Genomic DNA, 12,758 nt, shown 5'->3' on the forward strand with positions numbered 1-12,758 from the left:
AGGCTTTGCGGTGACAATGACAAGAGCAGTAAAACGTTTTACCGAGTAAAGTTATCCGGTATATCCCCCAAATGCTGGGTATACCCTTGGCTGGTGGAAAGGTTGTTTGCAGAGGTTATGACTATCAAAAAGATCACCATCACCGACGTCGCACAATTGGCGGGCGTATCAGTAACGACAGTGTCGTTGGTGCTGAGCGGCAAAGGGCGTATTTCACCCGCGACCATGACCCGAGTGAATCAGGCGATCGAAGTGCTTGGCTATGTGCGTAACCGCCAGGCGGCGACGCTGCGCGGTGGCGAGTCGGGGGTGATCGGTTTGATTCTGCGTGATATTTGCGAGCCGTTCTATGCCGAAATGACCGCCGGGCTGAGCGAAGTGCTGGAAGCCAACGGTAAAGTGCTGTTCCTGACGCAAAGCGGGCGCGAAGGCAAAGGGTTGATGCGCTGTTTTGATACCCTGCTGGCACAGGGGGTTGATGGCATGGTGCTGGCAGGCGGTGTGCGTTCAGCCAGCGGCCTGAAAGAGAAAGCTGAAGAGCAGGGGGTGCCGCTGGTTTGCGCTGCGCGCTCGAACGGTTTAGAAGGCGTTGATGTGGTGCGACCGGATAATATGCAGGCGGCGAAGATGGCCACCGAATTCCTGATCAAACGCGGCCATAGCCAGATCGCCTATCTCGGTGGGCAAAGCGATTCCCTAACGCGTGCTGAACGTTTGGGGGGATTCTGTGCCACGCTGGTGCAATATGGCTTGCCGTTCCGTTCCGAGTGGATTGTGGAGTGCGATTGCCATCAGCGGGCTGCGGCGGAAGCGGCGGAAAACCTGTTGCGGCAGTACCCAAATATCAGTGCGCTGGTGTGCCACAAAGCGTCGGTGGCATTAGGAGCTTACTTCGGGATGGTACGCAGTGGCCGCAGTATCGGCTCAGAAGGGATGGACAGTTTTTATGCTCAACAGGTGGCGTTGATCGGTTTTGGTGATGTGCCGGAAGCTGAACTGACCGAACCGCCGCTCACTTTTATCTCCAGTTCCGCCCGTGATGTTGGCCGCAGCGCGGCATCTCGACTGTTGCAGCGCATTACCGATGACGATCTGCCGCCGCAAAATGTGATTTTGCCACCAACACTGATCAAACGCGGTTCGGCCTGACGAAAGTGATGAGTTGAAATGAAAGGGCCAACAATGTTGGCCCCTGCAATACACCTTTATTTATCCAGAGAAGGCTGAGCTGGCTCGGCATCCTGTGCCGGTGCAGCCGGGCTGCCGCCCATCATGCCGAACAAGCCAACAAACTCCTGCAACGACATTTTGTTACCGTTCAGTTCGACCTGATTATCGGCGTAGTGGAAGCTGCTGCCGATGACATCATCTTTCAGCGTGGTGAGCTTAAACATCTGCCCCATGGCGGCCAGGCTTTGTATCTGCTGCTGGGCCATTTTCTGCGCTTCTTCTGCGCTATAGCCTTGCAGTTTAGCCGCTTGCGCTGTGGTTTCAGTTGCCATTGCTACCGGGATAACCAACGCTGCTTCCAGTTTTTTCACCGATTGTGCGAGCAACTGATCGGGGGAAACAGCGGTAGAATCGGCCTGAGTCGGATCGGTCAGATCCAGATTCAGCGTAAAGGTACTTTCACCTTTGCTGTTTTTCCAACTCAGCGGAGCGATGCTGATGGACGGATTGCCTTTCAGTAACAGTGGCAGATTTTTGATCAGCATTTCGGAAGTCTGTTGCTGATAAGCTTGCGGATCCAGCGTTGCGGACTGCTGTAACAGAGCCATGGCTTCCTGATTGTAGCGAGTGGCGAACTCTTTCAGCCATTTGCCATCCAGGTTATCAATTTTCAGCAGCAGTTTACCGGAACCAAAATCATTCCCCTGAATTTTGACAGCGTCGAGTGTGTAATCGAACTGACCATTCAGCTTGGTGTCTTTCTCACCGAATTGGCTGGCCAGGTTTACCCCGTCCATGGTCAACACTTCTTTACCGTCAACGGCAACTTTCAACTGCTTCAGCCCCAGTTTCTGATCGCCCAAGCTGAGATCGAACTGGCCTTTATGGGTATTGCTGTTCAGCGTCAGGCCCTGCAGCGTGACTTGCTCGGTCAGGCCCGACTGGCCTGGGCCGCTGATAATGGTGCTGTCACTGTTGCCGTTCAGAACAATCGTTTTCAGGTCACGGCCAACGTCAGCATTGAGGGTAGCGCCGCTGAATTTCAGTGAGGTTTGGTCTTTTTGCAACTCAACCGGGATCACGTCGATTGCCGAAGAGGTGTCGCCACTGTAGGTAATGCGCGAATCAGCGGTGAACAGGGATTGACCTTTAGTGATCTTAAACAGCGCTTTGACTGGCGGTGTGTTTTCCAGTTCGGTATGAACCGACGCCAGGCTTGGGATCAGGTTGAATCTTTTCAACTGAGCGAGAGGGAATGGGCCATGATCGACAGTTTCAAGCAAGGCCACTTCTTCACCCGCTTTCAATAACCCGCCATCGGTTTTAATCGTGCCATCGGAGCGCAGCACGTAGCGCAAATGGCTGCTGAAAATGCCGCGCTGGTAGTTTTCATAACTCAGTTTGATACCGGCATCAGGCAGGTAAACTTTCAACTGGCTGTTGGCGTTATCCACCATCTCGCCCATCCGCTGCTCGATCAGCTTGCCGGTGTACCAAGAGGCTCCGGTCCATGCCGCGCCAAGAACCACAATAACGCTGACAGCGACTAACGATTTTTTCATAGTTCTGTTCATCCTTTCTTTGGCCACCTATTTCAATAGATGGATGGGCAAATTGTGCCTGCAAAAAAACGCCGAGAGGCGTTTGCGCTCGATGACAAAGTGGTCTTTTAACCCGAGATATCCGGGTCTAGCGCACCGAGGGGCGCTCCCCCTAATAACGGGCTTTGTCAGCAGTCTGAAACGCCGGGAGGCGTTTAATTGTGTCGGTAACTGAATCATCTTAGCAACTAATTTGCTTAGTTTTACAGGTGATTAAGCCAAGATATTATAAACACGGGCTATACGACCGCTACCACTCACTGAAATCAGCGGCTCGGCAGCGGCAATAAAGCAGGATTCACCCGGTTGCAACACGACTTGTTGCCCTTGTTTTTCTAACGTAGCCTCACCGGCAACGCAGAACACAATGGCTGCGCTGTCTTGCGCCAGTGGTTGTGCGGTGGTGGAAAGATCGTGCAAAGAAAAAGCAAAATCCGCAACCGGGATCGGGAAAAACAGCTCATTACCGCGCTTTTCTGGTTGAGTCAGTAAGCCAGACGCCGGTTGTGGGTGGAATTGCAGGTTGGCCAGCAATTCTGGAATATCGATAAACTTGGGCGTCAGCCCGGCCCGCAACACGTTGTCTGAATTCGCCATCACCTCCAGCGCCACGCCATTCAGGTAGGCATGCGGGGTTTCGGCGTACAGGAACATCGCTTCGCCCGGAGCCAGTTTGACCACATTCAGCAACAGTGGCGAGAACAGCCCGTTATCATCGGGATAAAAACCGGCGATAAAACGCAAGGTATCCCAAGGCTCACCCTGTTGGTTATTCAAGGCGGCTTTCAGCACCCCCAAAGCCCGCGTTTTTTGCTGACCGCTCATGCCCAGCAGGCTGGCAAACAGCTTCGCCAGGTGAGCGGTATCCGGCTGTTGCAGGAAGGTGGCGATATCGTGATGTGCCACGGAGATCGGTTGTAACAGGGAAACGATGTCATCAAGCTCGCGGAAACCATTCATTGCCAGGAATGGCGTTAGAGCAAATACCAACTCTGGCTTGTGGTTGGGGTCTTTATAGTTACGTTCGGCGGCATCAAGCGGGATGCCTGCGGCATTCTCTTTGGCAAACCCCGCCTCTGCGGCGCTTTTACTCGGGTGCACCTGAATGGAAAGCGGTTGATCGGCACACAGCACCTTAAACAGAAACGGCAACTCACCAAAGCGCTGTGCCACTTTGGCACCCAGTTGTTCTGGCTGGTTTTCATCAATGACATCACGCAACGAGCGCAAATTTCCATTGGCATCGGTTACCTGTGAACTGCTTTTCGGATGGGCTCCCATCCACAGTTCAGCCATCGGTTTACCGCTTGGGTTGGCGATACCGTAAAGCTGGGTTAACGCATCAGCGCTACCCCAAGCATAATTCTGTATCGAGTTGGTCATTTTTTGCATGATTACAACCTGCTTTCTAAAGGAAATTGCCTAAGTAAACAATGTGGACAAGGTGCATGCAAGCAGAGAACGCTAAAAAGCCCGGTGGCTAAGTGCTTAATGCGAATAATTATTATCTCGCTATACTGATGGTACCCCTTAATCTTTAGGGAATGAGCTAAGGAGACAGCTATGGCACACGTTCGCATTGAAAAAGACTCTATGGGGCCCATCGCAGTACCCGCCAATCAGCTCTGGGGAGCACAGACTCAGCGCTCGTTGGAACATTTCCGTATCTCTACAGAGAAAATGCCGCTGGCGCTGATCCACGCATTGGCCATGACCAAACGAGCTGCTGCCAGCGTTAATATGGAACTGGGGTTGCTGCCGGTTGAACGGGGCCACGCCATCGTCCAGGCAGCGGATGAAGTGCTGACCGATCAACACCCCAGCGAGTTCCCGCTGTCGGTTTGGCAAACGGGTTCCGGTACCCAAAGTAATATGAATATCAACGAAGTATTGGCTAATCGGGCCAGTGAGTTGCTGGGGGGCGAGCGAGGGGAAGGACGCCGGGTACACCCGAACGACGATGTGAATAAAAGCCAGAGCTCGAACGACGTTTTCCCAACCGCTATGCACGTAGCGGCGGTGATCGCATTACGTCAGCATCTACTCCCTGAACTACGGCTGCTGCACCAAACGTTAAGCAGTAAGGCAACGGCTTTTCACGATATCGTCAAAATTGGCCGAACCCATCTGCAGGATGCCACACCGCTAACCTTAGGGCAGGAAATCTCTGGCTGGGTGGCGATGCTGGAACACAACCTCAAACATATCGAAGCCAGCATTCCGCATCTGTGCGAATTGGCATTGGGGGGCACGGCGGTAGGCACCGGGCTGAACACCCATCCAGAGTATGCGGTGCGGGTGGCTAAAGCGTTGGCAGCGTTAACTGGGCAACCCTTTGTTACTGCGCCTAACAAGTTTGAAGCCCTGGCGAGCTGCGACGCGTTAGTCCATGGGCACGGGGCGTTGAAAGGGCTGGCAGCATCGCTGATGAAGATCGCCAATGACGTTCGTTGGCTGGCTTCTGGCCCACGCTGTGGGATTGGTGAGATCTCTATTCCAGAAAACGAGCCGGGCAGTTCCATCATGCCGGGTAAGGTTAACCCAACGCAGTGTGAAGCCATGACCATGCTGTGTGCCCAAGTGTTGGGTAATGATGTGGCTGTGAATATCGGCGGTGCTTCCGGTAACTTTGAACTGAACGTATTCCGCCCGTTGGTGATCCACAACTACCTGCAATCAGTCCGCTTGCTGGCAGATGGTATGAGCAGCTTTAATCAGCACTGTGCGGTAGGGATTGAGCCAAACCGCGATCGGATCAGCCAATTACTGAATGAATCGCTGATGCTGGTGACTGCGCTGAATCCCCACATCGGTTACGACAAGGCGGCGGAGATCGCCAAGTATGCCCATCAACAAGGGCTGACGTTGAAAGCTGCCGCGTTAAAGCTGGGATATCTCACTGAGCAGCAGTTTGATGAATGGGTACGCCCAGCAGATATGGTTGGGAGTATGAAGAAATAGTCTGCCCCAATATTTCAGGCGCAGCATATTGCGCCTGTTGTTGGTTTTATCTCAATTCAATACCCCTCTCCATAGGCAATTACTTGCTGAACATTTACTCATTCCTAGTTTTTTGCTCGAATTAACTTGAGAAATTACTTATTTCCCTCTTGGGTGGTGAAAAAACACTCACCACCCTCTATATTCGTCCGTCTCCGGTATTTTCCAGCGCTTTTCAGGCCTGAGGAACGGGCCTGAGGCAAGATAATATCAACCGTGATGTAGAGGGAATTATGTCGTTAAATGTGATCTATGTGAGTGCGAATGGCACTAAAAATGCGCTGGGAACCGAGAGTAATCCGATGGATCTGGCCACTGCTGTTTATGCGGGTGGCGAAAACAGCATTATTGTTTTATTGAATTCGGCTGGGGCAATTCAAACCTCTGGCGTGGCATTGTTCAAAAACCAGTATCTTCTAGGTGAAGGTGCCAGCGCAGTGGTCTATCACACAGACGGTGTGACCACAGAGAATTTTACTGCCACGGGTTCAGGCGGGGCGCTGCTTAACGGTATATCTAAATATAACGCCGTAGTTGGCACCAATATGCATACCGAAGGCCCTGCCGTGATTGGGGTGAAGGCCAGTGGTGGAGTAAACAATGCGGGGATTATTGCAGAAACACGCTATAACTTCGTGTTGTCCGGCCAGTCGAACATGGCTGGTTGGGAAGATGTGGCTGACTTTGATCCTGAACTGCGCGGTGTGCAGGAACAGGTAAAAATCTGGACCGGTAACCAGTTTGAAAGCCTGACACCGAATAAAAACACCCATCCATTGGAGTTTGGTGCTGCTTCAGCCAAAACCTGGGCGGGTTCTGAATTGTCTCTTGGTGCCAACCTGACACAGGCCTTAGGCTCAGATGTCTATCTGACCAAAGTGACTGCGGGTGGTACTTCCATTGACCGTTGGCTTAACGGCGACATGCTCACACGTATTTTCACCAATACGCTGAAGGCTTCACAGGCGATTGCCAATGAAGGATATGCGCCGTTTATTGGTGGTGTCGGCTGGACGCAAGGGGAAAATGATTATGGTCGCCACAGTGACTACGATCAAAAACTGCTGACCTTACTTGCTCGTATGCAAAACGAATTTGCCATGGAGGATCTCAAATTGGTGGCAAGTGGCACCTCTCCATACCAAGGGGGGCCACAGATCGAGGCTGAGTTGCAGCAGGCCGCTAATGCTTCTGACTATATTGAGTTTTTCAGTATGCAGCATTTCCAGAAGTCATCTAACGGACTGGTACATTTCGATGCGGAAGGATACTCCTATATGGGGTATCAGTTTGCGGTCAATTTCCTGAAGGATCTGATGGGTAGCCCGGTCGCACAGGAAGATATTACCGGGTATATTCCACTGTGGTTGCGGCCAGTGGCACCAGAAGCCAATGACGATCGCGTGACTGTGATCCCAGGCATCACTGAAGATGTTGGCAACGTTCTGCTCAATGATCGTGACTATAACCCGCAGGTGATCCAGGTTTCTGCTGTTGATAACCGTGCGGATGCCGTGGGTGAATGGATTAGCCTGGAGCAAGGCGGGCGCCTTAAGATCTCCGCCAATGGGCAATACATTTTTGACCATCAAGGTGCTTATGCTGATTTGGCTTTTGGCGAATCAGTAAGGATCGTCGTCGACTATCAGATCAGTGATGAAACCGCATTAACCGCTCATGCCCAACTGCAGTTGGTCATTTATGGTCAAGGGCCTGCGGGGGAACATACCACTATTTATGGTAACCAATACAATAACGTACTGAACGGTGGCGACGGCAACGACATTATCTATGGCTATGAGGGTAATGACGTTATCTATGGTAATAAAGGTAGCGAGATTATTTTTGCTGGCGCAGGCAATGATATTGTTTATGCTGCCAAAAACGGCAATACGGACGATGCCGATGCTCGGCATATCATTTATGCCGGTGAAGGTAATGATACGGTTTATGGTGCTAAAGGCGACGATTTCATCGATCTGGGTGAAGGTAATAATGTCGTGCGCAGTTATGGCGGTAATGATGAAATCATTGCTGGCGCAGGTAATGACATTATTTATGCCACATCCAATAACCGCCAGCAGGACAAGGGCTTTACTAAACTGATTAACAGTGGGGCGGGCAACGATTATATAGAAGCCTCGGACAGTGACGATACCATTGTGGGTGGCGATGGGGATAAGCGTATTTATTCCTACGGCGGTACAGACAGTATCAAGGTTGGCAATGGTAATAATACTATTGCGGCTTATGCCATTAACCGTAACGACGATATTAATATTACTAAAACAATCATCAGCGGTGATGGTCGCGATATCATTGATACCTCTTACAGCAATGACCAAATCATGGTTGGTAATGGTAATAAAGTTATCCGCACCTATGGTGGTAATGACAGCATTATTACTGGTAACGGCAATAACTATATTGATACCGCCAGAAACCGTACTGAAGGCAGCGGTAATACGGTTAAAGTTATTACCGGCAGCGGTAACGATATTATCTATAGCGGAGCCAGCAACGATCTGATTGAGGCCGGAGAAGGTGACAACACCATTTATAGCTACGGTGGTAATGACTACATCAAGACTGGCGATGGTAACGATAATATTCATGCCTATTCCAGTAATCGCAACGACGATCTGGGAGCCACCAAGCAGGTGGTCACGGGCAATGGTCGGGATTCCATTTACACATCATACAGCAGCGATCTGGTGATCGCCGGTGACGGTGACAAGCGCATCTATACCTACGGTGGTGCCCTTGATATTGTGCAAACCGGCAACGGTAATAACTATATTGATACGGCGGCCAATCGTCTGTTAGGGAGTGGTGATCGGACCATGATCAAAACCGGTGATGGTAACAATATAATCCACACCAGTAGAGCCGATGACCATATCGTGACCGGCAACGGGAATGACACCATTTATGCCTATGGTGGGAATAACATCATTGAATCCGGTGGGGGTAATGACGTTATTTATGCCTATGACCTCGACCGTAATAATGACAAAGATAAAGTAAACTATATTGATGCCGGGGCAGGTAATGACACCGTCTATGGTACGCTGGGGGTAGATACCATTATCGGTGGCTTGGGCGATGACGTTTTGTATGGTTATGGCGGTAACGATCTCTTCATCTTCAGCGGTAGCGCGGGTAAAGACATTATTGGTGACTTCAATGTTAAAGAAGACAAAATAATGTTCACCGACTCTGCGGTGAGTTTTGACGATCTGCGCTTCAAGGCGGTTAATAACGATACGGTGATCTCTTATCTGGACAGCCAGATTACCCTGCGTGGGGTGGCAATCAGTAAGATTGAAGAAAGCATGTTTATTTTTTAATCCCGTCTCAGCCAGACAATACCTTGTTGTCTGGCTTATTTTTGTTACCCTTGGGCACACATTTCAGAGCTGACCCATGGAAGCAAACATGTCCCGAACTCAACGCCTGCTTGATTTGATGCAGATCCTGCGCCGCCATCGTTACCCGCTGGCGGGGCATGCACTGGCCGCAGAATTGGGGATCAGTATGCGCACGCTGTATCGTGACATCGCCACGTTACAGCAACAGGGTGCCGATATTGCTGGTGAAGCGGGCGTCGGTTATGTGTTGCGGCCAGGATTTACGCTACCGCCGCTGATGTTTTCACAGCAAGAGACAGAGGCTTTAGTGCTGGGTATGCGTTGGGTAGGGCGACGGGGTGACAGCCAACTGGCACAAGCCGCGACCAATGCGCTGGCAAAAATTGCCGCCGTCTTGCCTAATGAACTGCGAGAAGAACTTGATGCCAGCACTCTGCTGATCGGCCCGGTAGAAGCAATTCATGTCGCTGATGAAACCCGCGTGTTGATACGTGAAGTGATCCGCCTTGAGCGCAAAATTAGTGTGGAATATCAGGATCAGGCAGGCAGTATCAGCGAACGTATTCTGTGGCCGTTTGCCATGGGCTACTTTGAGCAAGTGCAGGTGCTGATCGCCTGGTGCGAATTACGTGCATCGTTCCGCCATTTCCGCCTCGATCGCATCCGCACGTTGACACAATTGGCACAACGTTATCCGCGTGGCCGTCGGGCATTGATGAAAGCCTGGTGTGAAACCGAAGGGATGTGCACAACCTAGTAGGGCTACTGCCAGAAACTGACAACCGGGCGGGCTAATCTATGTTTATCGGGAACACTCAGGTTCCTGCCATTATCAGGAGATAAGCATGATAACGCCAAGCATGACCATCATTTATGTGGATAACCCGGAAAAAAGCGCTGATTTCTACCAACACTTACTGGGGGTAGAACCTGTGGAAAAATCACCCACCTTTGCGATGTTTGCTTTCAGCAACGGTTTCAAGTTGGCGATGTGGTCTAAACACACCGTGGAGCCCGCTGCTAAAGCAACCGGTGGCGGGGGCGAAGTCTGTTTTCTGTGCGAGCAAAAAGAACAGGTGGATGCGCTCTATCAGCAGTGGCAGGCTGAAGGGGTGGCGATAGCGCAAAAACCGACGGAGATGGATTTCGGCTATACCTTTGTTGCCGAAGATCTGGATGGTCACCGCCTGCGTGTTTATAAGTTTTACGGCTAATCCGGCACGTTGGTATACAAATGCAGGCGTTTTACTAATAACCGCAACGGTTGAGCCTCTGGTTTGTACTTGTGTTTTACCGTTGCTGCGTCGTAATTGAGCAATTCGCCAATTCTTGGCACTTGAGCTCCGGCTTCCCATTGACATAGCGCTATCAGCGGCAGCGGGCAAGGGTGCTGCACCTGTTTTTGCTGTTGCTGATACCAAACCCGGGCGATCGGCTGCACCTTCACCGGGCGCTTGATCTTCAGCACCGCATGCTGCGGTAAGCGGCTGACATCGTCGATTTCGCGGCTGACCAATGCGGCCCATTGTTCGCGGTCAAAAGGCGGTACCGCTCGCCCGGCATTCAGGCTTTTTTCTAACTGCTTGAGAATATCGTCCCGTTTCACATTTTTGATGATGTGCTTGTTGGCCCAACCGAAGCGCACAGAATCAGGGTTGGTTAACAACGTCAGTGAGCGGTAAGCGCTGAGGGTGAGCAAACCGTGCAAACGGGTATGCACAAAGTCGAAGCGTTGTTCTGGGGATAAACCAGATTCAACGGTGATGATCTGTTCCAGTTCCGCTTTCAGTCTGTTTATCAGCGTAATCTGTTGCTGCAGAGCCGAGTATTCTGCCTGATCGACGGCGAGGCAGAGCACTCCGGGCAGGCGTACAGCGGCCTTACTGCTGATGTGTGGCAGGTTGTGGTGGATAAATAAACGCTGGTAATGCTCCAAAGCCAAATCGCGGGCTGCATGGCCAACGCGTTGTTCAACGCTGATTTGTTCCACAGCGGCATGCTCTTTGCCTTTCTCGATTTCCGGCAGGATGAAAACCCGGGCGGCAAGGAGCTGCAGCGGCAGGATCTGCTGGTGGAGTGCTGCCAAAGCCTGTTCCAACTCGGTAAAGCAGGCGTTCATTCTGCCTATGAGGCTATATTTATCCATCACTCCGCTCCATTTTTAGTTACAACATACATTATAAGTTAAGACCAAAACAGGGGCAACTTCAGCCCCTAAATGTTATGCAACCTGGGTTATTCAGCTTGGCAGGGGGGTTATGAAAACTACCCTTAAACACGGGTGGCTTCCGGTAGTTTTTTCAGGTGATGTGCTACCCAAAGGGCCAACAGCAACATAACGCTGATGAATATTACCACGCCGTTCCAGCCAAAACGGTGCCAGAATACTCCCCCTAGGGTTCCTGCAAGGCTGGATCCGACATAATAGCAGAACAGATACAGTGACGAAGCCTGGCCCTTGGCGCGGCGTGCCCGGCGGCCTATCCAACTGCTGGCAACCGAGTGGGCAGCAAAGAATCCGGCGGTAAACAGCATCATACCGATAAAGATCGCCGTGAGCGGTGCCAGCACAGTAATCAGAATACCGATCATCATAATCAGGATCGAAGCCAGCAGCACGGGCCCGCGCCCGAAGCGCGTAGTCATAGAACCTGCCTTCGGTGAACTGTACGAACCCGTAAGATAAACCACCGACAGCAGCCCAACGGCTGCCTGGCTGAGATGATAGGGATCACCCAGCAAACGATAACCAATGTAGTTAAACAGGGTGATAAAGCTCCCCATCAGCAGAAAACCTTCGGCAAACAGCAGCGGTAACCCTTTATCATGCCAATGCAGCCTAAAGTTGATCAGCAGAGTATGTGGGCGTAGCGAACTGGCACGAAAATGCTTGGAGGCGGGCAAAATACGCCAGAACATAAAGGCTGCCGCGAGAGCGAACAGCCCGATGACCGCCAGCGCAATGCGCCACGAGAAGAAATCGGTCAGTACCCCGGTGACCAAACGCCCACTCATTCCACCAATAGAGTTCCCACTGATATACAGACCCATGGAAAACGCGACAAAGCTGGGGTGAATCTCCTCACTCAGGTAAGTCATGCCAACCGCAGCAACGCCGCTCAATGAAAGGCCGATCAAGGCGCGCATTAACAGAATACTGTGCCAACTGGTCATAAAAGAACAAATCAGCGTACAGAGTGCTGCCAGCAGTAAAGCCACGACCATCACGGGTTTGCGGCCTACGGCATCTGACAGTGGGCCGGTGAACATCAGGCCGATAGCCAATAATCCGGTAGAGACAGAGAGCGAAAGGCTGCTTTCGGCGGGGGAGATACCAAAATCCTGCGAAAGTACCGGTAAGATCGGTTGTACGCAGTACAACAGGGCAAAGGTGGCCAAACCTGCGGAAAACAGCGCCAAGGTGACGCGCGTAAATTGCGAGGAGCCACGTTCAATAAAGGGGAGTTTATTCAGCGCCGAACGCCTGGTTTTAGCCAGCGTGTTAGCGCCATCAGGGGAGTTCTGCGCCAGTGGTGTTGTGGCAGCAGAACGCACGGGGGTTGTCACAGCATTTCCTTACCGAATACGGCTATATCTTGAGTCACACAAAATGATA

The 12,758-nt window shown here is 51.6% G+C and carries 9 protein-coding genes; 5 read left to right on the forward strand and 4 right to left on the reverse strand.

Annotation, left to right across the window (positions count from 1 at the left end; all coding sequences use genetic code 11):
* The first annotated feature begins 117 nt into the window (after positions 1-117).
* The gene (locus IV04_RS08930; RefSeq protein WP_037399584.1) at positions 118-1,149 is read left to right on the forward strand and encodes a Mal regulon transcriptional regulator MalI; all 1,032 of its coding nucleotides are present in this window, start codon (positions 118-120) and stop codon (positions 1,147-1,149) included.
* Between the two features lie 56 nt (positions 1,150-1,205).
* Here IV04_RS08930 and IV04_RS08935 read toward each other — a convergent pair whose 3' ends face one another.
* The gene (locus IV04_RS08935; RefSeq protein ID WP_037399581.1) at positions 1,206-2,732 is read right to left on the reverse strand and encodes a YdgA family protein; all 1,527 of its coding nucleotides are present in this window, start codon (positions 2,730-2,732) and stop codon (positions 1,206-1,208) included.
* Between the two features lie 252 nt (positions 2,733-2,984).
* Complete coding sequence (manA, locus tag IV04_RS08940; protein ID WP_037399578.1) at positions 2,985-4,163, reverse strand: mannose-6-phosphate isomerase; 1,179 nt, start codon at positions 4,161-4,163, stop codon at positions 2,985-2,987.
* A 171-nt stretch (positions 4,164-4,334) separates the two neighbouring features.
* Here manA and fumC point away from each other — a divergent pair, with 171 nt between their 5' ends.
* From fumC to IV04_RS08960, 4 genes are all read left to right on the forward strand, one after another.
* Positions 4,335-5,732, forward strand: a complete 1,398-nt coding sequence (fumC, locus tag IV04_RS08945; RefSeq protein WP_037399575.1) for a class II fumarate hydratase — start codon at positions 4,335-4,337, stop codon at positions 5,730-5,732.
* A 272-nt stretch (positions 5,733-6,004) separates the two neighbouring features.
* A complete protein-coding gene (locus tag IV04_RS08950; RefSeq protein WP_037399573.1) occupies positions 6,005-9,121 on the forward strand; it encodes a sialate O-acetylesterase in 3,117 nt (1,038 codons plus the stop codon).
* An 88-nt stretch (positions 9,122-9,209) separates the two neighbouring features.
* Positions 9,210-9,899, forward strand: a complete 690-nt coding sequence (locus IV04_RS08955; RefSeq protein WP_037399572.1) for a YafY family protein — start codon at positions 9,210-9,212, stop codon at positions 9,897-9,899.
* Between the two features lie 88 nt (positions 9,900-9,987).
* On the forward strand, positions 9,988-10,356 hold the full coding sequence (locus tag IV04_RS08960; RefSeq protein WP_037399571.1) for a VOC family protein: 369 nt from the start codon (positions 9,988-9,990) through the stop codon (positions 10,354-10,356).
* On the opposite strand, the gene tus is transcribed toward IV04_RS08960, so the two are convergent.
* Entirely contained in the window at positions 10,353-11,288 is a 936-nt protein-coding gene (gene tus, locus IV04_RS08965; RefSeq protein ID WP_037399570.1) for a DNA replication terminus site-binding protein, read from the reverse strand. The genes IV04_RS08960 and tus overlap by 4 nt on opposite strands.
* 125 nt (positions 11,289-11,413) lie before the next feature.
* Complete coding sequence (locus tag IV04_RS08970; RefSeq protein WP_037399569.1) at positions 11,414-12,709, reverse strand: MFS transporter; 1,296 nt, start codon at positions 12,707-12,709, stop codon at positions 11,414-11,416.
* Positions 12,710-12,758 lie beyond the last annotated feature (49 nt).

The organism is Serratia sp. Ag1 (assembly GCF_000743355.1).
In the GTDB taxonomy this organism is placed as follows: domain Bacteria; phylum Pseudomonadota; class Gammaproteobacteria; order Enterobacterales; family Enterobacteriaceae; genus Chania.